Below are 22,284 nucleotides of genomic sequence, written 5' to 3' on the forward strand. Positions count from 1 at the left end.
TTTACCCCCAACACTGTGGCCCTGACTCAGGCAGGGGGGCAGACCCCTATGCGGAAATCTGCCCCCCTGCCCGAACGCGCGTGTGGCCTTACTTCTTGCCGGCGATGCTGATGGTGTTGAAGGACTCGCTGCCCAGCGGGCTGGGGGTCCAGCCCTTGACGTAGGTCTGGGCGGCGGCCAGCGGCTGGCTGTGCACTATCGGCACGCGGTACGCCGCGTCGTAGGTCAGATCGTGGATCTGGCTGTAGACCTTGGCCTTGGCCGCCTGGGTGGTCGCGGCGCGGCCCTGTTCCAGCAGCTTCTGCAACTCGGGCGGGTTCCAGCCGATGTCGCTGCTGCCGTTCTCGCCGTAGTACGCACCGTAGAAGTTGTCCGGGTCGCCGTAGTCGCCGGTCCAGCCGATCATGTACATGTCGAAGCCGGGTTCGGCGTTGCGGTCTTGCAGGTACTTGGCCCAGTCCTCGGTCTTGAGGTTGACCTTGATGCCGATGGCGCTCAGATCGGCGGCCATCGCCTCGGCGATGGGTTTGGGGTTGGGGAAGTACGGACGGCTGACCGGCATGTACCACAGGTCGATCGAGAAGCCGTTGGGGTAGCCGGCCTCGGCGAGCATCTTCTTGGCGGCGGCCGGGTCAAACTTGTAGTCGGCCGGTACCTTGCTGCTGTTCGCCCAGGCCAGCACGGGCGGCACGAAGCTGGCGTTGCTGGTGCCCAGCCCGTTCCAGAACGCATCCACGATGGCCTTCTTGTTGATCGCCATGGAGATGGCCTGACGCACCTTGTCGTTTTTCAGGTACTGGTTTCTGTTGTTCATGCTGACGAAGCCCACGTTGAAGCTGGGACGCTTGATCGCCACCAGATTCTTGTCGGCCTGCACGCTCTTGAGGCTGTCGGGGGTCAGGTCGTTGGCGAAGTCGATGGTACCGGCCTTCAGCTCGTTCAGGCGCTGGGAGGCGTCCTTGATCGAGCGGATGACCAGCTGGTCCACCTTGGGCTTCTCGCCCCAGTACGTCTTGTTGGGGGCCAGGGTCACGCGGTCACCGGTGCGCCAGCTCTGGAAGATGAAGGGGCCCGAGCCGACGGGCTTGCTCGCGGGCGTGCCGTACTTGGCGCCCTCCTTCTTGATGGCGGTCGGGGAGGCGATGCCGAAGTACCCGGCAGCCAGCACGTTGGGCAGCACGCTGCTGGGCTTGTTCAGGTCCACGCGCACGGTAGAGTCGTTGACCTTGACGATGTTCTTGATGACGGCGGTGGGGTCACCCTTGAAGCCGCCGAGCAGGTCGCCGATGATCTCGAAGGTGCGGCCCTGGTCGCGGAAGCCGTAGGGGTGGCTCTTGTCCCACCAGCGGCTGAGGTTGAACACGATGGCGTCGGCGTTGACCGGGGTGCCGTCATGGAACTTCACGCCCGGGCGCAGCTTGAAGGTCCACTGCGTGGCGTTGGCATTGCTGGACCACGAGGTGGCCAGGGCCGGCGCGAGATCGGTGGAGCCGTCCTTGAAGCCGACGAGGGTGTCATAGATCTGGCGCTGGACCAGAATGCTGATGCCGTCGGTGATGTTGCCCGATTCCAGGCTGACGGGTTCACCGTTGCCGCCGAAGACCAGCGTGGCGGCGCTGGCAGCGGGCAGGGTGGCGAGCAGGGCGGTCAGAAGCAGTTTCTTCATGTGAAGCCTCCAGGCCCGGACACGCCTCACCTCCGCGCACGGCGGATACGGGTGAGGAGTCAGGGCGATGAGAAAAGGTAGAACGTGGGCTAAGCGTAGGGTGATGCCGGAGGGGTGTCAAGCTGTCCGGTCACGGTGGACGGCTGGGATCGCGTCCAGGCCACACTATTTCCCATTCCCGATCAGGGTCAGACCGATCAGGGTGGGGTTGGCGTTTTTGCCCTCACTGACCACGGTGACCGACCGGATGACCGCGGCGGGTCTGGGATTGGTCCATTCCAGCACGGGCACAGCCACCGGCAGTCCGTCCGCCGTCTGGCCGGAGAAGCCGGGGGCCGGGATCATGGAAGTGGGCAGCGTATCGGTCCACGCGCGGATGTGCCGGCCGTATTCCAGCGGCTGCACCAGCTTGGTGCCGTCGGCGTATTCGATCTCGTAGCGTCCGATCACCTCACGGGCCAGGGCCGAGGGCCAGCCGGTGGTGTGCAAAAAGGCGAGGGCGTCGGCCTTGCGCCCGATTTCCAGGGTGACCTGTGTGGGCAGGTCGCTGACAGCCCCCCGCGCTCCCTTGAGCATCACTGCGCCGGAGATGTCGAACTTATATGCCCCGATCTGCTGAAGTCCGGTCTTTAGATTGCGCAGGTCAATGTCCGGGCCCTTGAGAATCCAGCCGGTTTCATCGTTGTCGGTCAGGCTGCGCGTTACGTGTGGTCTCAGGTTCACGGCCGCGCCGGTCGCCGCGCGGTATGCCACGGGCGCGTACAGGTCGCGGTAGCGTGCCTCGGCGTTCGTCACGGGCGGCGCGTCCGGGTTCCAGAACGCGCCCGCTGCCCTCACATAGGCCACGCCTTGCTGCGCCTGCCCGTCCCAGATGCTGGGGTTGCCGAAATACCCGGTCCAGCGCGTCTGGATCATGCCCAGGGCGCCTGCTTTCTGTGCCGCCTGCGCCAGTCCCTCGGCATTGCCTGCCTCATCCCACGACGCGCCCAGCACCGGGAAGCCCAGGCCGGCAATCTGCTGCAGCGCCGGATAACCGCTGCCGGGGGCATAGTTCCAGTACGCCACCTGAAGGTCTTTGGGCAACCGGGCGGACAGACTGCCGATCACCGAATCCGAGAAAGCCGAGTCGTGCCAGATCATGGTGTTCACGCCCAGCGCCTTCAGGGCGTCGTGAATCCTCACCGTGTCGTTCAGGAACAGCTGCTCAAAACCCGCTGCCCGGCCGTTTTCCCGTGCTGGAAAGCGGTCGCGGTTGCGCACCTCATCGTGCCCGATGTGGACGGTCTTTGGCCGAAAGACCTCTACCGCCTCTTTCAGGATGGGCAAGACCACGCGGCTGTAGGTGGCCGGATTCAGGGTGTCGTAGGCGTACGGGTTCTGGGATTCGGGGTCTTGGTACAGGTCCTTGTTGGCCCCGCCGTAGAACATCCACTGCACATGCCCCAGCGTCTCGATCAGCGGAATGACCTCCAGTCCGTGCGTGCGTGCGAGATCGGCCACGCGCCGGGCCTCGGCCTTGCTCGCGCCGCCGGGGTGAGCGAAGCCTCCGGCGCGGGCCGCGTCCCACTGCACGTAATTGCTCATGACCAGAACGGCGTTGTACTTCAGGGCCGCGAGCATGGGAACCAGCGCGTCGTTGACCCCCTTGCTGTACTGGTCAAGGTAAATCATGGCGACGCGCTGCTTCAGGGCGGGAGAGTCGCTGATCCGGGCAAAACGCAGCCCCGCCGGTGTCAGCAGTTGCCGCAGCGTCTGTGCGCCCTCGTAGGCACCCCGCGCGTCCGCGCCCACGATGTACGCGCCGCCCGCGTCTATCCACAACGCGTAGCCCTCGGCTGCGGCGGTGTCCAGGCCCGCCGCCTTCGCCTTGGCGGCCAGGGCCGGGTCCGCCCGGGTCCCGATCACGATGGCCGGGCCGCTGCTTGTGGCTTCCGGCAGATTCGCCCCCAGCCGCGATTTCCATTCCTCACGCAGGTCGCGGGCGGCCCAGCCGAGTTCGGGGGCGCTTCCCACCGTGCGCAGGCCCAGCCCGGTCAGGGGCAGCGTGCCGGCAGGGAACTCCGCCCGCTTGGGCTGCGGCACCAGCTGGGTGGCCGGCGTCTGGGCACGGGCGTCGGGGATGGGGGTAATTTGCAGAGGAGTGGCGTGGGCCGCGGGAAGCCCCAGAAACAGGGTGGCGCTCAGTGTGAGCAGGGTTCGGGTCATGGCGTCCCTCCTTGGGTCGGTTCATGGAGAAGCGGGCGGGGGGCGCTCCACTCTGCCCGTTTCAGAGAAAGCGGGAGCGTCCGGGCTTGCCCCGAACACCCCCGCCCTCGGCACAGCCTCAGAGGCTCGCGTTCCAGGCCTTCACGATGTCGTCCAGCGCAGCCTTGACGGTCTTCTGTCCGGCCATGGCGCTCTCGATGTTGTCCTTGAAGACCTTGTTCAGCTTGCTCGCGTCCGGATAGACCAGCGTGAGGTCCTTGGCCTTTTTCAGCTCGGTGCTCGCGACCAGTTTGCCCTGATCGATGGCCGAGGAACCGCCCTGTTTGAAGAATTTGTCGGTGCTGGCCTTGACCGTGCTGGGGAAGGTCGTCTTGGTGACCTTGCTGAACTGCAACTGATTGACGTCGTTGGTCAGGAATAGCGCCAGCTTCTGCGCCAGCGCCCGGTCCTTGACGCCCTTGGGCACCGTAAAGCCCATCAGGCCGGTGTGAATGACGTTCCCGGCGAGGTTGATGGGATACGGCGCGACCTTGGTCACGTCGTAGATGGCCTTGTTGTCGTTCGCCACGCGCAGGATGAACTGCGGCCCGGTGATCAGCATGCCCAGCTTACCCGAGGAATACAGCTCGGTGGCGGCGGTGTATCCGCGGCGCATGGTGTCCTCGGGAATGTAGCCCTTCTTGTACAGGTCCACGTACTCCTGCACCAGCCGGATGTGTTCGGGGCTGTTGAACACGGCCTTGCTGCCGGTCTTGTCCAGCACGGGCAGGCCGGCTTCCTGAAACAGGTACAGCATGTTGATGCCACCGATATTGGGCATGAAGCCGTACATGCCGGTCTTGTCCTTGATGGTCTTGGCGGCGGCGATCAGGGTCTGGATGGTGCGCGGCGGATTGTTGGGGTCCAGGCCCGCTTTCTTGAAGATCTCGGTGTTGTAGGCCACGACCTTGGGTGCCCAGTACCACGGCACGCCCATCACCTTGCCGTCGAAGGTGAAGGTGGACAGCGGGGAGGCAAAATACAGTTTTCGGTCTGCCTCGTTCAGTTCCAGGGGTTCCAGCGCGCCCTGCTGCACCAGCTTCACGGCCATGTCCGAGGACAGGTTCACGGCGGCGGGCGGCCGGCCCGAGGCGACCGCGGCGAGCAGCTTCTGTTCCATCGCGTTGCTGGGCACATCCACCCATTTCAGGTCCACGTTCGGGTTTTCCTTCTCGAACTGGGCGACCAGCCGGTTCATCTCGTCGTTGAACAGCGGCGCGAGGCTGATGGTCCAGAATTCCAGCTGGGTTTTCTGGGCCCCGGCCAGCCCGCCCAGCGAGGTGGCGATCAGAGCGGCGCTCAGGGTCAGGCGGGCGGCAAGCGGTTTGTGCATGAGACTCCTTGGACGGTACAGGGCAAAGGTGCAGTGATATGGACAGGGTGCAGTGATATGGACAGGGTGCGGTGAATGGGGGGGGAGAAAAAGCTCCGCAGGTGCAAATTGAGGATGTGCCGAGAATGTAGCGTGAGGCGGCTTCCATTGCCTGAGAATTTGCCCGGCGTCCTCATGTGCCGCGCCCCCGGCTTGCCCCACTCTGGGGGGCGCGCGCTACGCTGGCCCACGTGACTTCCCCCCTTCTGCCCGGCGCGCTCGTCATGGTGGACATTCCCGGTCCGACCCTGGATCCGGAGACCGCCGCACACCTGAAGAAATACGGCGTGCGCAGCGTGTGTCTGTTCGGTAAGAACGTGCAGTCGCCCGGGCAACTGCGGGCGCTGTGTGCCGATCTGCGCGGGGTGCTGGGAGAGGACGCCCTGATCGCCCTGGATCATGAGGGCGGCGCGATCCTGCGCCCCGAGTTCTGGCCGTTTGCTCCCAGCGCCATGGGCCTGGGGGCGGCGGACGACGTGGCCCTCACCGAGGAGGTCTCTGCCGCGCTGGCCCGGCAGCTGCGCAGCGTGGGTATCAACTGGAATTTTGCGCCCGTGCTGGACGTGAACGTGAATCCGGCCAATCCGGTGATCGGGGAACGGGCCTACGGCGGGGACGTGGAGCGGGTGACCCGGCATGGCCGGGCCGCGCTGGCCGGACACGCCGCCGAGCGCGTTGCCGCCTGCGTCAAGCACTTTCCGGGTCACGGAGACACCACGCAGGACAGCCATCTGGCCTTGCCCCGGGTGGACAAGTCACGCGCCGAACTGGAACAGACCGAATTCGCCCCCTTCCGCACCCTGCTGTCCGTCACGCCCGCCGTCATGACCGCCCACATCGTCTACAGCGCGCTCGACGACGTGCATCCGGCCACCCTCTCGCGCCGGATCCTGACCGGCCTGCTGCGCCAGGAGTGGGGCTACGGCGGCGTGATTGTTACCGACAGCATGGGGATGCAGGCCATTGACGGCCATTACGGGCGCGGGGAGGCCGCCGTACTGGCATTGGAGGCCGGGGCCGATCTTGTGATGGCGCTGGGGCGCCGCGAGGCCCAGGGAGCGACCCTGGAAGCCGTCCAGACAGCGCTGTCTGGCCGCCTGAATGCCGGAGCGGTGCAGGCCAGCCTGGACCGCCTGCACGCTCTGGCCCACGCGTACCCCGCCGCGGCCGACGCTTCTCTCGAGCCGCAGCAGGACGCTGCCGTGTTCCGCCGCGCCTGGGCACGCGGCCTGAGCGCCTACCGCAATCCGGTGGCCCCGCCCCCCGATTCGCGGGTGGTGCTGGTGGCCCATCGCCAGCCCCTGCGCGAGACCGTCAGCGAGGCCGCGGCGGACGCCGAGACGCTGGCCCGCGAACTTGCTCAGGTGTACGAGGTTTCGCTGCATGCCTTCGACACGCCCGACCAGATTGACTGGGAAGCGGCGCGGGCCTCCGGCGCCCCCGTGATTCTGGCGACGACGGCCCGCCACCGCCACCCTGCGCTGATCGGTGCGCGCCCCGACCTCCACCTGGCGCTGTATAACCCCTACGCCGTGCTGGACGTGGACGCCCCGGCGTTGCTCGCCTACGGGTTTCGTCCGGAAGCCCGCGCCGCCGTGCTGGACTGGCTGCGCGGCGCGGGCGTGGCAACGGGAAGCCTGCCGTTTGGACAGGAGTAGGCTGCCGCTTCTCCTGAACTGCAGGGCGGTTTACCGCTCCCAGGGCCACGGGCCGGGCGCTGCCGCCACACCCAGCGCACGCGGCCCGGTGTGGACATTCAGCACCGGGTTGACGCCTGCCGCGCCCGACCACACGATGGGATGCCGCTGCCGGAGCTGTTCGAGCAGGACGTCGGCGTCCTCGCGCACACTGCCATACAGCAGGCCCACCCGCAGCGGGGTGCCCTCTCCGTGCTGGCGGGTGACCTGCTGACCCACGGCCTCGATGGCCCCCTTGTAGCTGCGGGCGCGGCCCACGTTGGTATAGGTTCCGGTAGCGCGGTCCACGGTGATGACGGGCTTGAGGTTGAGCAGCCCGCCCAGCGTGGCCTGCACCCGCCCGATGCGTCCGCCGCGGCGCAGGTACTCCAGCGTCTCGATGGTGAAGTACAGCTCGGTTTCCTGCTGCACGGCGCGCACCCACTTCAGCGCGGTTTCCAGCGTGTCGCCGCGCAGCGCCGCCGTCTGGGCCGCGTGGACCTGGAAGGCCTGCGCCGCGCTCAGGGTGCCCGAGTCATGAATCTGCAGCTGCACGTCCTTGAGGACCCCGCGGGCCTGCTCGGCGGCGTTGCGGCTGCCGCTCAGGCCCGCGCTGATGGTTATGGCGAGCACCTGCGAGAGCTGGCCGGAGCGGAAACGGGCGTCACGCACGGCCTCAGCCCATTCCTGCGGCGTGGGCTGGCTGCTCGTGGGGTGCTGCGGGTTGGTCTGCAATTCCCGGAACAGGTCGGCGCGCGAGATCTCGTTGGTGCGGTAGCTCGTGTTGCCGAAATTGACCGAGAACGGTGCGACGGCCACGTCGTTGTTGAGGGTCTCGAAGGCGTCCAGGCCGCCATCGGTGACGACGGCGAAACGGGGTTGGGGGTCAGTCTGTGTCATCGAAGTTCCTTTCCGTTCATCTGTTCCACCAGTTTCAGCATAGCGGTGTGGTCCTCGGCCGGGCCGACCATCTGTGCGGCGGCGCGGCACAGTGCGCCGACCTGGGCAAGGACAGGCGTGCTGCTCTTGTTGGCCGATGCCACGTCCAGCGCGATACCGATGTCTTTTGCCAGCAGTCCCAGGCCAAAAGTCGGCGGAAATTCGCGGGTCAGCACGCGGGCGGGAATCAGGTTCTCGCTGGCATTGCTGCGTCCACTGCTCGCGTTGATGACCGTCAGCGCCGCGCCCAGATCCACGCCGCTGCCCGCCAGCGCGGCGAGCCCCTCGCCCGCAGCCCACAGGTTCACGGCCAGCAGGGCATTGTTGATGGCCTTGACCGTGAAGCCCGCGCCGGTGTTGCCCACATGCACAATTTTGTCTGCAAACGCGAGGTGGGGGCGCACGGCCTGCACCTCGTCCGCCGGGCCGCCCAGCATCACCGTCAGGGTGCCCGCCTGCGCTCCGGTCACGCCGCCGCTGACCGGGGCGTCCAGGAACTTCACACCGCACGCGAGCAGCCGGCCCCGCTGGGCGTGCGCCGCGTCCGGATGGCCGCTGGTGCAGTCCACCCAGACGGTGCCTTCCTTCAGGTACTCCTCGATCTGTCCGATCACCTCGTCCACATCGGCGCTGGTGGGCAGGCAGGTAAAGATCACCCCGGCCCCGGCGACCTCCTGCAGGGTAGCGGCGTGGGTGCCGTACTCGGCGGCGTGCGCCTGCGCCCGGTCAAAGTGGCGGTTCCAGACCAGGGTCGGCCCGTCTGCGGGGGTGCGGCGGGCCAGCGCGGCGGCCATGGGAACACCCATGGCGCCCAGGCCCAGAAAGGCGACTCTTGTCATGTGCCCAGGCTAGGGGCCGGGACCCGGACCGGCGGCAACTGTGGACCGGGTCCAAAGTTTTGGCGGGTGGGAACGGGGCCGGCAGGCCGGAAGCCTTACTTCCTGAGCCGGCCCTTGCTGGTCTGGTCCGCAGGGGTCTGGCCCAGCGTCAATTCGGAGTCTGCCGCACCGAAGCGTTCACGCAGAAAGCGGCCCTGGCTGAGCAGGCGGTCGGCCGTGGCATGGTCGTGGCGCAGCGCCTCGCGCACGCCGTCTTCCAGCAGGCCCAGTTGCTCGCTCAGGAGGATCTCGGGCGGCTGGCCCTGACCCTGCAGGGTGCGGCGCGCACCGTCGGTCAGGTTCAGGTAGGCGCGCAGGGTGTCGGGCAGGTAGGCCTCGCGGGTCTGGGCCAGCAGATAGGCGGTCCGGGGGTCGCTGTTCACTCCTTCCAGGCGGGCGTCGGTGACCAGACACAGCAGCCCCCAGGCCTGGGTGCGTGCCGGTTCGGGCAGGCGCAGCGCCAGGGACTCGGGAAGCCCGGACGGTACATGCGAGGGGGCGGCCGTGAGGGAAGCCGACAGGGACGCTGCCGGTTCCCCGGGCGGTGGTTCCAGGGAGCGGCGGGCCGCCTTGCCCATGTTGTCCACGTAGACAATCGCCGTAACGCCGCCGAAGATCACCAGCAGGATCAGAACCGCCATCATGGCCGGTCCCTCCCGCGCCGGACGTTCGCCTCGTTCATCCCGAGCAGTGTAGTGCCCACGTCGGTGCTCAGTTGCCGCTCTGCGCCGGGGTCTGCTCCACCTTCGGCAGCGTCTGGGTGCCAAACGACTTCAGGTCCAGCAGAAAGTTGCTGTCGCTGGGCAGCATCACGGTCTGGATGCCGGGGGCGAGGCGCTCGGCCACCGTGAGCTGGATCAGCTGCGGATTCTCCTTGAGGGCGCGGCCCCGCAGAGACAGGGCCTCGGCCTCGCCCTTGGCCGTCTCGATGGCGGCCTTGGCCTTGCCCTCGGCCTGAACCACGTCGCGCTGGGCGCTGATCTCGGCCTGTTGCAGCCGGTTCCTCTCGACGGCGACCTGCTGCTCGGCCGTCTGCTTTTGCTCGATGGCCTTGGCCACACTTTCTGGAATCTTCAGTTCGCGCAGCAGGATGGCGTCCAGAATCAGGTTGTTGCGCGAGAAGGCCTTTTCCAGCTCGGTGGTGATGCTGGCCTCCAGCTGGGTACGCTGGTTGCTGATCAGGTCGGCGGCCCCGAACTGCCCGATGGAGTCGCGCACCTTGCTGCGCAGTTGCGGGCGCAGAACGGTGTTGAGGTAATTGCGCCCCAGTTCCTTGTGCAAGATGGCCGCCTTGCTGCGGTCAATACGAAACTGCACGGTCACGTCCGCCGTGATGTCCAGCCCCTCCTTGCTGCGGGCGCGGATGGATCCCTCGTCCTGCTTGTTGGTGTCATGGGCGAGCGTGACTTCCTGCAGCCGGGCGTCATAGAGCGTGACCTTATCCACAAAGGGAACCACGAAGTGCAGGCCCTCCTGAAGAGGATCGGGCTTGACGCCACTCAGGGCGCTGAACACCACCCCGACGAAGCCCGCCGGGACCACCGTGATGCTCTGGGCCACGATCAGGCCGGCGACCACCACACCGCCGACGATCCAGCCCAGGCGCGAGGAGAAACGGGGGGCCGGGCGGCCCGGGGGACCGCTGGGATTGTTGACCGGATCGGGCCGCTGAGGAGAGAAGCCGCGCCCGTTGCCACTGTTGGGGTCTGTCATGCTTCCAGTACGCGCCCGGGCAGTGCCGGGTTGCACGATGGCACAGGGCTGGAGCCACCGCCTGCTCTCAGGCGCCCGGGGTCAGGCGTCCAGCGTCGGGGGCGTCACGTCGTTTACATAGACCCACTGACCGTCCAGCTGCGCAAAGACGCTGCGTTCGCGCAGCACGTATTTCTCGCCGCCCGCCACCTTCAGGGTCGCGCTGAATTCCACCTCGTCGCCGCTCGCCTCATGGACCTTGAGGCACAGGTAGCGCGTGTGGTCATTCAGGTGCAGCGTTGTCGGGCGGTGGTCGGGGTGCCAGGTCTTCAGCACGAAAGCGGCGTTGCCCAGGGCATAGGCCGCGTAGCGCGCGCGCATCAGCGCCTCGGGCGTGGCGGGCGGGCACGTCCCGTCGTGTGCCGGTCCACAGCAGTGGGCATAGCTGTGTCCCGAACCGCAGGGGCAGGACTTGAACGGCGGATATGCCAGGGGCATGGCGTCAAGCTAGCTCACAGCCCGCCTCCGTGTGGCCGACTCTGCACCCGGTTCAGCGCTCCCGACCGGGACGGGGCCCATAATCGGGGGTCATGACCCGCGCTCCCATCATCACCTCGCTGCAAAATCCCCAGATCAAACGGCTGGTCCGCCTCAAGACCCGCCGCGCCCGCGACGAGGAGGGGGTGATCCTGATCGAGGGGGCGCGTGAACTGTTCCGGGCGATCGGCGGTGGACTCGTGCCGGCCGAGGTGTACCACTGCCCGGAGCTGTACAGTCCCGAGGCCCATGAGGTCGCCGACACACTGAGCGCCCCGCTGACCGAACTGTCGCGCCCGGCCTTCGAGAAGGTCAGCGGCCGCGAGAACCCCGACGGTCTGCTGGCGGTGGTCTCCGCCCCACGGGTCAGGCTGCCCGAACCCGGGCCGGAAGCGGTGGTGGTCGTGCTGCACGGACTGGAAAAACCCGGCAACGTGGGCGCAATTCTGAGGACGGCGGACGCTTCGGGTGCGGCGGGCGTTCTCGTGCTGGGGCGGGGGGCAGACCCCTACGGCCCCAACGTGATCCGGGCCAGCCAGGGCAGCGTGTTTGCCTTGCCCGTGGCCGTGATGACCGAGGAGGAGGCGCAGACCTGGCTCTCGGCACACGGCTTCACCACCGTGGCGTGTACGCCGGACGCGCCGCGCGTGTACTGGGACGCGCCGCTGCGTGGGCGGGTGGCCCTGTTGCTCGGCACCGAACACGAGGGACTGCCGGCCGCGTGGCGGCAGAGCGACCACAGCGTACGAATCCCCATGCATGCGGGCGGAGCCGACAGCCTGAACGTGGCCACCGCCGCCGCCCTGATGCTGTACGAGTGCCAGCGCCAGCGCCGCTCCAGCGCTTCTTAGGGCGGGGAAGAAGGCGCGGGCGCGGGCTCTATTCCAGCAGTTCGGAGGCCTGGGGCCGCGCCGGAGGGGGTACCCGCACGATGGTCAGCATGTAGCGGCCCAGCGCTTGGATGGCATGGTAAAAGTGCTCGAACTCGATGGGCTTGACCACATAGCTCGCCGCGAACGCCTGATACGAATGCAGGATGTCCTCGTCGGCCTGGCTGGTGGTGAGCATGATCACGGGAATGGTCATCAGCTGGGGGTCGCGCTTGATCTCGCGCAGCAGTTCCATGCCGTTCATGCGCGGCATGTTGATGTCCAGCAAGATCACGTCGGGCCGCGGAAGCGTGCCCTCCCGGGCGCGCAGGAAGGCCAGCGCCTCCACGCCGTCACGGACCACATGCAGCCGGTTGAGCATGCCCGCTTCCTCAAAGGCCTCACGGGTCAGCAGAATGTCGGGCTCGCTGTCCTCAACGAGCAGAATCTCGATGGGGGTGGCTTGGGCATTGTGGAGGGGGAGCTGTGGACTGGTCATGGGGAAACCTTTGAAGGGAGGGTGGAAGACCGCTCGGGAAGGGAGTAAGGGTCGGGGCAACGGTCCGGAGGCCTCACGCCGGCACTTCGGAACATTCCTTCCAGTGTGGGCTCCCAGAATGGGCGCAACCCACCGGTACGCTTTAAGGTCTCTGCAGAGGGCCTTATGAGACCCTTGACGTGGCCCCGCCCGCGGAGCGGCCCGCCGCGCCCCTGCCGTACCATCGGGCATGACCAGCGACGGCGGGGAGATCACCGTGAGGGACAACGAGGACGCGCAGCGCTACGAGATCCGGGTGGGTGCCGAGATGGCCGGCTACGCGGAATACCGGCCTCTTTCCGGGGCCCGGATGCTGCCGCACACCCAGATCGAGGAGCAGTATGAGGGCCAGGGACTGGGCTCGCGGCTGATCCGGTACGCGCTGGACGACCTGCGCTCGCGCGGGCTGAACGCCGTGCCCACCTGTCCCTTCGTGGCCGCCTACATCCGCGAGCACCCCAGGTACCTGGACCTGGTCCCGCCGGGTCAGCGCGCGGCGCTCGGGCTGTAGGCGCCGGGACACCGCGCGCGCTGCGTTAAGCTGACCGCATGGCCTGGACGCATCACAGACGCATCGGAAACATTGAGGTCATCAGCCTCACAGACGGTCGGTTTCGCCTGGACGGCGGGGCGATGTTCGGCAGCGTGCCCAAGACGCTGTGGGAGCGGGTGGCCCCGGCAGATGAGCTGAACCGCATCCGCCTGCGCATCAACCCGCTGCTGATCCGGCTGGGGGGCGAGAACATCCTGATCGAGACCGGCTTTTGGGACCGGGGCGGCGAGAAGTTCGAGGCGATCTACGGACTGGACCGCGACGAAACGGTGTTCCGGGGGCTGGAGGGCGTGGGACTGACGCCGGATGACATTCATCTGGTCATCAACACCCACCTGCATTTTGACCACGCCGGGCGCAACACCACGGCGCTGAACACCCCGGCCTTTCCCAACGCCCGCTACGTTGTTCAGCGCCGTGAGCTGGAGGACGCCCGGAACACCCATGAGCGCAGCCGTGCGAGCTACGTGCCCGACACCTTCGAGCCGATTGCCGACGCCGGCCTGTTCGACGTGATTGACGGCGAGCATGAACTCAGGCCCGGCCTGAGCGTGCTGCCGTTGCCGGGCCACAACCTGGGCCAGCAGGGCGTGGTCCTGAGAAGTGCCGGGCAGACCCTGGTGTACGCTGCCGATCTGATTCCTATGCTGGCGCATGCGCCCACGCCGTACATCATGGGATACGACCTGTATCCGGTCACGACGCTGGAAATGCGTAAAAAGTACCTGCCGCAGTGGTTTGAGGAAGGGGTGGTTCTGTGCACGCCACATGATCCCGAGACTCCGTTTGCCCGCCTGCAGGCCAATCCGAAAGGCGGCTTCGTGGCGGTGCCGGAGGTGGGCGAAGCGGCCACCGCCTGAGCCCGGGGCTTTCACCGGGCCTTTCAATGGGCCATCTGACTGATTCGGCCGTGACCTGCGCGGTGTAAGGTGGCGCGGTATGTCTGCCGTGCCCAGTCTTGTTCCCTCCACTGAAACGATCAAGTCACCCATGCGTGAGATCGCCTCCATCGCCGTTCCGGTCAGCCTGGAGATGGTGATTCAGCTGCTGCTGACCTTCATCAACCAGATCATCGTGGGCACGCTGGGGGCGGTGGCGGTGGCCGCCGTGGGCCTGAGCGGCAGCCTGAGCTTTCTGTTCTTCATCACCCTGGGCGCGCTGGGTTCGGGCACCAGCATCCTGATCGCGCGGCGCGCCGGGGCCAATGACCAGACGGGTGTGAACCATACCCTCAGCGTGACGCTGGTGCTCAGCACGGTGCTGGGGGCCGCGCTGACACTGCCCATCATCTTGGGGGCCGAACGGTTGCTGGGGCTGGCGGGCGGCGCGCCGGAAGTGACGCGCACGGCGACTCCGTACATGCAGGTGGCCATGCTCGCCCTGCTTCCCGGCATGCTGGGCTGGATCTTCAGCGGGGCGCTGCGCTCGCTGGGGCACGCCCGCACGCCGCTGGTCATCACCAGCATGACCGTGGTGGTGGAGAGTCTGGTGGCCTACGGTCTGGTTTTCGGGGTCGGGCCGTTGCCGCAGCTGGGGGTGGTGGGCGCAGCGTGGGCGCTGGTCATTGCCAACGTGCTCAAGGCCGGGCTGCTCGCGTATCAGGTCTTTGGACCCCGCCGTCTGGCCGCGCTGCGTTTTCCGGCCCGCACCGCCCTGCGCTCCATCGCCGCGCCGCTGCTCGCCCTCAGCGCGCCGCTGGCCTTCACCGAGTTCGCGTGGAGCCTGGGCAACTTCCTGTACGCTGCCGTCTACGCCCGTGTGGGCACGGTGGCGCTGGCGGCCAGCCAGATCGTGGGTACGCTGGAGGGCATTTTCATTGTGGGATCGTTTGGCCTGATGAGCGCGGCCACCGTGTTCATCGGGCGGGCGCTGGGTGCCGGCGACGCTGCCGGAGCGCAGCTGTGGCTGGCCCGCATCACCCGCGCGGGGCTGATCACAGGTCTGGGCTTCGGTGCCCTGTTTGCCCTGAGCGCCCTGATTGTGCCCGGCCTGTTTCCCAAAGTCGGGGCGGATGTGCATCACATCGCGCTGTTCGGCATTCTGATCAACGCGAGTACCCAGGTTTTCAAAGTCCGCAACATGATCGTGGGGGGCGGCGTGCTGCCCAGCGCGGGCGACGGCCGGGGCATCATCATCGGGGACGTGGTGGGCGCGTTTGTGGTGGGGCTGCCGCTGGCGATCACGCTCGGGCTGTACACCCCGCTGGGTATATGGGGCGTTTTTGTGGCCCGCGGCCTGGAGGAAATCGTGAAGGTCGGCATCTTCGAGTGGCGGCGCCGGCGCGTGAACTGGGAGCGGCTGGCCGAGCAGCAGCGGGGACAAGAAGTGGTGGCTGCGCACTGAGAATCAGCACTCCTGTCACACAGGCCCGCCTCTTTCCCTCGTCTGTGGGATGGAGGCGGGCCTGCGTGGTGGTGCGGGCGCATTTGTGTTTCTGGGCGGTGACCCGGGTGCTACTCCAGCACCTCGCGCAGCCGCGGCACGCTGAGTGTCTTTGCCGGCGCGTCCAGCGCGACCTCGCCGTTCTTGAGGGCCAGGATCCGTCCGCCCAGATGCAGCGCCTCGTCCAGCTGGTGGGTCACGAAAACCACCGTCAGCTTGTGCTGCCACCACAGTCCCAGCAGTTCGTCGGCCAGGGCGGTGCGGGTGGCGTGATCCAGGGCACTGAAGGGTTCGTCGAGCAGCAGCACGCCCGGTTGCACTGCCAGGGCGCGGGCCAGGGCCACGCGTTGGCGCTGGCCGCCGCTGAGTTCGTGAACACGCCGCGGGCCGTATCCGGCCAGCCCGACCTGTCGCAGGGCGTCGGACACGCGGGCCGCGCGCTCGGAGCGCTTCAGGCCGCGCAGCCCGAAGGCCACGTTGCCGGTCACGGTGAGCCACGGAAACAGCGCCGCTTCCTGCTGCACCAGCGTCAGGCCCGGATGTGGCCCGCGCACAGCCTCGCCGCCCAGCTGGATCTGCCCACTTTGCGGGGCAAGAAAGCCGGCGAGCAGCGACAGCAGCGTGCTCTTGCCGCCGCCACTGGGACCGACGACGCACACGAACTCGCCCGGTGCGATGTGCAGGTTCAGCGGCCCCACGCCCGCGCCGGACTGTCCCCGCCCGCCGTAGCGGTAGCCCACGCCCGTCAGCGACAGGCTGCGGCCCAGGCCGTCGGACGTCCGGGCGGCCAGGGGGGATGGGGGAGCGGTCTGGTGATCGGGTCTGTCCTGCACGGTGGTCATGGGTGGACCTCCAGACCGTAATCGCGCCGCACGCGGCCTTCCAAGGCGCGCAGGGCGGCGTCGAACAGGCCGCCGATCACGCCGATGATCAGGATGGTGGCGAGCACCAGGCCGACGTTGGCGGTGTTGCGGCCTACCTCCAGTTGCTCGCCCAGGCTCCTGGCCCCCGCGATCAGCAGCTCGCCGCCGACCAGGGCGCGCCACGCGAAGCTCCAGGCCGTCCGCAGGCCGGTCAGGACGTTGGGCAGCGCGGCGGGCAGCAGCACCCGCAGCGTCAGACCCATGCCCCGCGCTCCCAGCGTGCGCCCCGCAACGCGCAGGGTGGGCGGCACATTCAGCAGGGCGCCCGACACCGCCAGGGCCACCGGGATAAAGCCTTCCAGGATCACCACGAACAGCACCGCCCGCTCGTTCAGGCCGAAAAACAGGATCGCGAACGGCACGAAGGCGATGCTGGGCACGCTCTGCAGGCCGGTCAGGTACGCGCCCAGGGTGGCCCGCAGCGGCAGCCACGCTCCCATCAGCAGTCCGGCGACACCTCCCAGCAGCACGGCGGCGGCGTAGCCGGTAAGGACCCGGCGCAGGCTGCCGCCGATGGCCGAGAGCAGTTTGCCGTCCTGTGGCCCACTGCCCCACAGGCCGTAACTGATCTCGGTCCATACCGAGCGGGGACCGGGGAACACGTAGGCCGGATACAGCTTGAGCACGTCGGTGACCAGCCACCACGCGCCCAGGATCAGGGCCAGCCCGAGAACCTGCCATGACAGCACCCTCCAGCGGGAGGGCGGTCGGCGGGCCGGCTGGGAAAGGTCGGTCTTGTGGGGCAGGGTGGTCATCTGGCTCCTTTGGAGTGAAATGGGCCGGGTGCGGGCCGCGTCACTTGACCACCAGCAGCTTCAGCTCCGGCACGCTGCGGGCATAGCCGGCTTCCACGTTGAGCGCCGCGTACTCCCGGAGGGCTTCCAGGTCGAGTGAGGCCGTGAAGTGGGTGCGGGCGAAGGCCCGTTGCAGCACGCGCAGATCGAGCTTCTGGCCGGTGAGTTTCTGCAGCTGTGCATTGACCGCGTTCCGGGCCGCGACCGGTGAGCGGTTCAGGAAGGCCACGGCCTCGGTGTGGGCCTTGAGAAAGGCGGTAACCAGCGCCGGATTGGCCTGGGCGAAGCGGGTGTTCACGATCACCACGGCGGTGGGGTAATTGCCGCCCCGCCACACCGTCTTTTCCGAACCGATCACCCGGTGGCCCTGCGCCTCGAGCGCCGCGCCCCACGGTTCCGGTACCAGCGCGGCGTCCACCCGCCGCCCCGCGAAGGCGGCCACCACGTCGGCGGGGGGAAGTGGGGAGACCGTGACCGTGCCCCCGTCGCTGCGGATCTGCAGGCCGTTTTCCCTGAGCAGGTGACGCAGGCTGATGTCCTGGGTGTTGCCCAGGCTGGGCACCGCCACATTTTTGCCCCCCAGATCCCGGTAGGACCGGATGGCGCTGTCCTGCCGGGCGACCAGCACCGCTCCGGCCTCGGCGGCGCCCGAAAGCAGCCCCACCGGCATCCCCCGGCCCAACGCGCTGATGGCCGGTCCCGGACCGATGTACGCGAGGTCGATCTGCCCCGCCGCAAACGCCTCGGTCAGGGTGGTGCCGGAGACGAAGGAGCGGGCATCAAGCCTGACGGTTCCCAGGGCCTTCTGGAAGGTGCCGCGTTCCAGACCCACCAGTGCGGGGGCGTGGGTCAGGTTGGGAAAGTAGCCCAGCCGAACGGTGGTGACGGTCTGGGCGTGGGTGGTAGGCAGCAGCGCCGCAAGGACTGCCAGTGCGGCGCGGGTCCGGAAACGTCGCTTCAAACGGGTGCGGTCGTCTGGGGTCATGGGTTTGCTCCGGAATGAAGGATGAAGTCTGTTTCTTTGTGTTGTCGGGCCCGGACTCTGGCCGGTGGGATGGAGTCGGTTCCGGGCCCTGCGTCCGTTCAGGGCAGACCGGAGGACCGCAGGCGTCTCAGACCGGGGCCACTTTGCCGGGTGCGAGGGCCGGCGCGGTATAGGCCGCCCGCAGCACCTCGGCCACTTCCGGACGGGTGAACTCGGCGGGCAGCGGCTCACCGCCGCGCAACTTCTCGCGGACCCGCGTGCCGCTCAGGACCAGGTGGTGCGAGGCGTCGTGCGGGCAGGTGCGTGGACTGACCAGTTGCCCGCACGACTGGCAGTAGAAGGTGTGCTCGAACTTCAGGATGCGGATGCCAAGTTCCTCGGCCGAGTAGGCGCTGAAGATCTCCTGCGCGTCGTAGGTGCCGTAGTAGCTGCCCACGCCCGCGTGGTCGCGGCCCACGATGAAGTGGGTGGCTCCGTAGTTGCGCCGTGAGAGTGCGTGAATGATCGCCTCGCGCGGCCCGGCGTAACGCATCGCCGCCGGATATACGCTGAGCAGCGTGCGCGGGGCCGGGTAGTAGTGGTCGAGCAGCACCTCGTAGGCCTTGACGCGCACCTCGGCCGGCACGTCGTCGCCCTTGGTGGTGCCCACCAGCGGGTGCAGCAGCAGGCCGTCTACCAGCTCCAGGGCCACCTTGTGCAGGTACTCGTGTGCCCGGTGAACCGGATTGCGGGTCTGGAAGGCGACAGTGGTGCGCCAGCCCCGCGCCTCGATTACGGCGCGGACCTCTGCGGGTGTGCGGTGGTGCTGGGCGAAGGCCCCGCGCGGCACCTCGAACAGCGTAACCGGACCGGCGAGATTGATCTCGCCCCCTGCGTACAGCGCCGCCACGCCGGGATGGGCCTCGTCCTCGGTGCGGTAGACCTCGCGCGCCTCCCAGGCCCGGCGGGCCTCAAAGTGTTCCTGCACCTCGATCAGGCCCACGGCGGCGCCGTCGCGGGTCAGGACCACCCGGCCCCGCAGCCCGCGCGCCGCTGCCCGGGAAACCGGCAGCGTGATGGGCAAGCTCCACGGCGTGCCGTCCGCCAGACGAAGGTGCTCGATAACGCTCAGGTAGTCGGCCTCTCCCAGAAAGCCGGTCAGCGGGGAGTACGCGCCGGTGGCGAGCAGTTCCAGGTCGGCGGCGCTGCGCTCGGAGAGTTCCAGGCGGGGCAGCCCGGCGAGTTCGGCCGGCTCGGCGCGGGCCACGCGGCCGATCAGCTGACCGCCCAGCGGTGTGGGCAGCGAGGACACGGGATGGGGCAGGGTGGGCATGGCGTCTCCAGGAAGGGGGAAAAGAGTGGATAAGAAAGGTCAACTATGGAGCCGTGAAAGTTCAGAGCTTGCCGGCGCCGGCCCACAATCCACATTCGGTCTTGCCCTGGCCTGCCCAGCGGCCAGCGCGGACATCCTCGCCGGGGCGCACGGCGCGCGTACAGGTCCAGCAGCCCACCGAGAGGAAGCCGTCGGCATACAGGGGGTTGACCGGAAGGCTGTGTTCCCGGGCATAGGCCTCGAGCTGTGGCCGGGTCCAGCTGGCGAGTGGATTGATCTTGATGCGGGCGCCGTGTTCCACCACGGGAATGTCCGCGCGGGTGGTGGCCTGATCCCGGCTGCGGGCATTCAGCAGGGCCGAGGGGTTCTTCTCACGCAGGTAGCGCTGCAGCGGCGCGACCTTGCGTGCGGCGCAGCATGCATCGGGGTCGCGGGCGTACAGGTCCGGGGGCGTCTGGCCGTCCTCCGGGGTGGCCCCGGCGTTGAGCGTCACGAAGGTCAGGCCGGGGTAGCGCGCGGCCAGGCGGTCACGGGTCTGCAGGGTTTCCGGAAAGTGGTAGCCGGTGTCCACGAATACCACCTCACCGTGGTAACCAGCCCGCACCGCGAGGTCAATCAGGACCACTCCGTTGAGGTTGAAGGCACTCGGCATCAGGGCGTCCGGATGGGCCGTGAGGGCCCAGGTCAACAGGTCGTGGGTGGCGGCGCGCGGCGGGGAGGCCAGGAGCGGAGCCCGGTCCTGCGCCATATGCCCGGTCATTCTTCCCCCAGCGCCCGCAGCAACTCACGCACTCCCTCGGACACGCTGATCCGGTCGGTCCTGAGGTGCAGGTCCGGCTGTGGGGGAGCTTCATAGGGATCGCTGACCCCGGTGAAATGGGGCAGGTCGCCCGCGATGGCTCTGAGGTACAGCCCCTTGACATCGCGCGCCGTCACCACGTCCAGCGGAGCGTCCACGAAGACCTCCAGCGGGCGCGGCAGCTCGCCAAGCACCTCGCGGCGGGTGTCCGCATACGGGCTGATGGCGCTGACCAGGACGGTCACGCCGTGCCGGGCGAGCAGGCCCGCCACGAAGGCGATGCGCCGGACGTTGGTGTCGCGGTCCTCGCGCGAGAAGCCCAGGCCCTTGCTGAGGTTCTCGCGCACGGCGTCGCCGTCAAGCAGTTCTACCGGCACGCCGCGCACGCTGAGCTCGGCATGCAGCGCGGCGGCCAGCGTGCTCTTGCCCGCTCCACTGAGGCCGGTGAACCACACGACGCGGCCGGCGGCCGTGCGCGGCGAACTCGAGACGGCCACGGTCACGCGGGTACCAGCTCCGGTTCCTTGCTCAGGACCGCATCGGGCAGGAAGCGCTCGTTGCCCATACGGTCGGCGTACTCCACGAAGCTCTCGCCCGCGGCCTTGTGCGCCTTGAAGTCGCTCAGCACGCGGTCGGTGTACTCGGTCAGGCGGCTGGCCGGCACAATGCCCCTGAGTTTGCTGCCGGTGCGCTGTGCCTGCCCGATGCTGCCCGCAAGGTGGACGTTGTAGACCTCCTCCTCACCGCCCTCCTTGTTCTGGCGCAGCGCTCCCATGAAGCCCAGGTCGGCCACCTGATAGCGCGTGCAGGCGTTGGAGCATCCGGTCAGGTTGATCACGAACGGCACGTCCAGATCGCTGTGCAGGGGTTCGAGCTCATCGATCATGCCCGCCACACGCGCCTTGGTCTCGGTCTGGGCCAGGCGGCAAAACTGCGTGCCGGTGCACGCGATGGTGGTGCCGCGCAGCGTGGCGCGGGGCGCGAGGTCCAGCAACTGCAGCTCGGCCACCAGCGCGTCCACGTCCTCGGTCCGCACATGCGGAATCATCATGTTCTGGAAGGCGGTGGTGCGCACGACCCCCTTGCCGTACCGTTCGGCCAGGTCTGCCAGCGCCCGCGCCTTCGCCGGGTCAATGCGTCCTACCGTGGTCGTCAGGACCACGTAGTTCAGGCCGTCGTGCTGCGGGTTCACGCCCAGTACGTCGCTGCCGCCGAAACGGGCCACCGGGGCGGGCGGCCCGTCGCGCAGCTTGCGGCCCAGATACGCGGTTTCCACGAGTTCGCGGAACTTCTCCGGACCCAGGTCCTTGATCAGGTACTTCAGGCGGCTCTTCTTGCGGTTCACGCGGTAGCCGTGGTCACGGTAGGCCCCGGCAATCGCGCGGCCCACCTCCACCACCTCGTCGGGCCGGATGAACACGCCCAGCCGCCGCGCCAGATGCGCCACAGCGCCCAGCCCGCCACCGACCCACACATCAAAACCGATCTCGCCGTCCACCTCGTGGGCCAGAAAGCCGATGTCGTTGATCAGGTGGATGCCTTCCAGTTCGGGCGTGCCGGTCAGGCTGATCTTGAACTTGCGGGGCAGGTCCTCGAAGTCCTTGTTGCCGCTCAGGGTGCCTTCCATCGCCGTGGCAATCGGACGGACGTCAATGCGTTCGCGGGCGTCAAGCCCGGCCAGCGGCGAGGCGATCACGGCGCGCACGGTATCGCCGCACGAACCGCGGGTATGCAGCCCCACCGGCTCCAAACGGTCGAGGATCTCGGGAATGTCCCCAATGCGCAGCCAGTGGAACTGGAAGGCCTGCCGGTCGGTCACGTCCAGCAGCCCGCGCCCGAAGTCCTCGGCAATGCCGGCCACCACCCGCAGGGCCTCGCTGCCCAGCTCGGCGGTCGGCACCTTGACACGCATCATCAGGAAGCCGTCCTCGGCCGGGCGCTGCGGGTAGACCCCGGCCCACTTCAGCAGGTCAATCTTCTTGGGGTCGATCTGTCCGGCGGCGGCGTACTGCGGAATCAGATCAAAAATCTGGAAGGGTGGCAGTTCTTTCTTCAGCGTTTCAATGTCCGACATGGCAGAAGACCTCGGGGATGGGAAGGATGGGAAGGGGGGCTGAGAGCCGAC

21 protein-coding genes are annotated in these 22,284 nt (G+C 67.9%); 5 read left to right on the forward strand and 16 right to left on the reverse strand.

Annotated elements, in window-relative coordinates; translation table 11 throughout:
- Positions 1 to 88: 88 nt before the first annotated feature.
- From IEY21_RS04155 to IEY21_RS04165, 3 genes are all read right to left on the reverse strand, one after another.
- Complete coding sequence (locus tag IEY21_RS04155; protein WP_188901660.1) at positions 89 to 1,666, reverse strand: ABC transporter substrate-binding protein; 1,578 nt, start codon at positions 1,664 to 1,666, stop codon at positions 89 to 91.
- Positions 1,667 to 1,831: 165 nt separating this feature from the next.
- Positions 1,832 to 3,871, reverse strand: a complete 2,040-nt coding sequence (locus IEY21_RS04160; protein ID WP_188901662.1) for a beta-N-acetylhexosaminidase — start codon at positions 3,869 to 3,871, stop codon at positions 1,832 to 1,834.
- A gap of 118 nt (positions 3,872 to 3,989) precedes the next feature.
- Positions 3,990 to 5,243 carry an ABC transporter substrate-binding protein gene (locus IEY21_RS04165; RefSeq protein ID WP_188901664.1) on the reverse strand — a complete coding sequence of 418 codons (1,254 nt, stop codon included), beginning with the start codon at positions 5,241 to 5,243 and terminating at the stop codon, positions 3,990 to 3,992.
- A gap of 230 nt (positions 5,244 to 5,473) precedes the next feature.
- Here IEY21_RS04165 and IEY21_RS04170 point away from each other — a divergent pair, with 230 nt between their 5' ends.
- Positions 5,474 to 6,940, forward strand: coding sequence for a glycoside hydrolase family 3 protein (locus tag IEY21_RS04170; RefSeq protein ID WP_229752870.1), 1,467 nt, complete (start codon positions 5,474 to 5,476; stop codon positions 6,938 to 6,940).
- A 30-nt stretch (positions 6,941 to 6,970) separates the two neighbouring features.
- Here IEY21_RS04170 and IEY21_RS04175 read toward each other — a convergent pair whose 3' ends face one another.
- The 5 genes from IEY21_RS04175 to IEY21_RS04195 form a co-directional block, all read right to left on the reverse strand.
- Complete coding sequence (locus IEY21_RS04175) at positions 6,971 to 7,858, reverse strand: DegV family protein (protein WP_188901666.1); 888 nt, start codon at positions 7,856 to 7,858, stop codon at positions 6,971 to 6,973.
- On the reverse strand, positions 7,855 to 8,736 hold the full coding sequence (locus IEY21_RS04180) for an NAD(P)-dependent oxidoreductase (protein WP_188901668.1): 882 nt from the start codon (positions 8,734 to 8,736) through the stop codon (positions 7,855 to 7,857). Before IEY21_RS04180 ends, IEY21_RS04175 begins: the two co-directional genes overlap by 4 nt.
- A gap of 95 nt (positions 8,737 to 8,831) precedes the next feature.
- Positions 8,832 to 9,419: a hypothetical protein gene (locus IEY21_RS04185; RefSeq protein WP_188901670.1), complete on the reverse strand. Its 588-nt coding sequence runs from the start codon at positions 9,417 to 9,419 to the stop codon at positions 8,832 to 8,834.
- Positions 9,420 to 9,486: 67 nt separating this feature from the next.
- A complete protein-coding gene (locus tag IEY21_RS04190; RefSeq protein ID WP_188901672.1) occupies positions 9,487 to 10,488 on the reverse strand; it encodes a prohibitin family protein in 1,002 nt (333 codons plus the stop codon).
- A gap of 81 nt (positions 10,489 to 10,569) precedes the next feature.
- Positions 10,570 to 10,965, reverse strand: a complete 396-nt coding sequence (locus tag IEY21_RS04195; RefSeq protein WP_188901674.1) for a YchJ family protein — start codon at positions 10,963 to 10,965, stop codon at positions 10,570 to 10,572.
- 92 nt (positions 10,966 to 11,057) lie between these two features.
- On the opposite strand from IEY21_RS04195, the gene IEY21_RS04200 reads away from it, so the two are divergent.
- A complete protein-coding gene (locus IEY21_RS04200; RefSeq protein WP_188901676.1) occupies positions 11,058 to 11,855 on the forward strand; it encodes a TrmH family RNA methyltransferase in 798 nt (265 codons plus the stop codon).
- A gap of 28 nt (positions 11,856 to 11,883) precedes the next feature.
- Here the strand turns inward: IEY21_RS04200 and IEY21_RS04205 are convergent, their stop codons facing one another.
- Complete coding sequence (locus tag IEY21_RS04205) at positions 11,884 to 12,372, reverse strand: response regulator (RefSeq protein ID WP_188901678.1); 489 nt, start codon at positions 12,370 to 12,372, stop codon at positions 11,884 to 11,886.
- 229 nt (positions 12,373 to 12,601) lie between these two features.
- Between IEY21_RS04205 and IEY21_RS04210 the strand changes: the two genes are divergently transcribed.
- From IEY21_RS04210 to IEY21_RS04220, 3 genes are all read left to right on the forward strand, one after another.
- Complete coding sequence (locus tag IEY21_RS04210; RefSeq protein ID WP_188901680.1) at positions 12,602 to 12,922, forward strand: GNAT family N-acetyltransferase; 321 nt, start codon at positions 12,602 to 12,604, stop codon at positions 12,920 to 12,922.
- A gap of 38 nt (positions 12,923 to 12,960) precedes the next feature.
- The gene (locus IEY21_RS04215) at positions 12,961 to 13,824 is read left to right on the forward strand and encodes an MBL fold metallo-hydrolase (RefSeq protein ID WP_188901682.1); all 864 of its coding nucleotides are present in this window, start codon (positions 12,961 to 12,963) and stop codon (positions 13,822 to 13,824) included.
- Between the two features lie 79 nt (positions 13,825 to 13,903).
- Positions 13,904 to 15,307: an MATE family efflux transporter gene (locus IEY21_RS04220; RefSeq protein ID WP_188901684.1), complete on the forward strand. Its 1,404-nt coding sequence runs from the start codon at positions 13,904 to 13,906 to the stop codon at positions 15,305 to 15,307.
- Positions 15,308 to 15,417: 110 nt separating this feature from the next.
- Here IEY21_RS04220 and IEY21_RS04225 read toward each other — a convergent pair whose 3' ends face one another.
- The 7 genes from IEY21_RS04225 to IEY21_RS04255 form a co-directional block, all read right to left on the reverse strand.
- On the reverse strand, positions 15,418 to 16,188 hold the full coding sequence (locus tag IEY21_RS04225) for an ABC transporter ATP-binding protein (protein ID WP_188901686.1): 771 nt from the start codon (positions 16,186 to 16,188) through the stop codon (positions 15,418 to 15,420).
- Positions 16,185 to 17,024 (reverse strand): ABC transporter permease, encoded by an 840-nt coding sequence (locus IEY21_RS04230; RefSeq protein WP_188901688.1) that lies wholly within the window; start codon positions 17,022 to 17,024, stop codon positions 16,185 to 16,187. The genes IEY21_RS04225 and IEY21_RS04230 overlap by 4 nt, the downstream gene beginning before the upstream one ends.
- Positions 17,025 to 17,064: 40 nt before the next feature.
- A complete protein-coding gene (locus tag IEY21_RS04235) occupies positions 17,065 to 18,048 on the reverse strand; it encodes an ABC transporter substrate-binding protein (RefSeq protein WP_188901690.1) in 984 nt (327 codons plus the stop codon).
- 127 nt (positions 18,049 to 18,175) lie between these two features.
- Positions 18,176 to 19,360: a sulfate adenylyltransferase gene (gene sat / locus IEY21_RS04240; RefSeq protein WP_188901692.1), complete on the reverse strand. Its 1,185-nt coding sequence runs from the start codon at positions 19,358 to 19,360 to the stop codon at positions 18,176 to 18,178.
- Positions 19,361 to 19,421: 61 nt separating this feature from the next.
- Positions 19,422 to 20,108: a phosphoadenylyl-sulfate reductase gene (locus tag IEY21_RS04245; protein ID WP_229752875.1), complete on the reverse strand. Its 687-nt coding sequence runs from the start codon at positions 20,106 to 20,108 to the stop codon at positions 19,422 to 19,424.
- Positions 20,109 to 20,116: 8 nt separating this feature from the next.
- Positions 20,117 to 20,656 (reverse strand): adenylyl-sulfate kinase, encoded by a 540-nt coding sequence (gene cysC / locus IEY21_RS04250; RefSeq protein ID WP_188901792.1) that lies wholly within the window; start codon positions 20,654 to 20,656, stop codon positions 20,117 to 20,119.
- 2 nt (positions 20,657 to 20,658) lie between these two features.
- Positions 20,659 to 22,233 (reverse strand): nitrite/sulfite reductase, encoded by a 1,575-nt coding sequence (locus tag IEY21_RS04255; RefSeq protein WP_188901696.1) that lies wholly within the window; start codon positions 22,231 to 22,233, stop codon positions 20,659 to 20,661.
- Positions 22,234 to 22,284: the final 51 nt, after the last annotated feature.

Origin of the sequence: Deinococcus aerophilus (genome assembly GCF_014647075.1) — a bacterium.
Classification (GTDB): domain Bacteria; phylum Deinococcota; class Deinococci; order Deinococcales; family Deinococcaceae; genus Deinococcus; species Deinococcus aerophilus.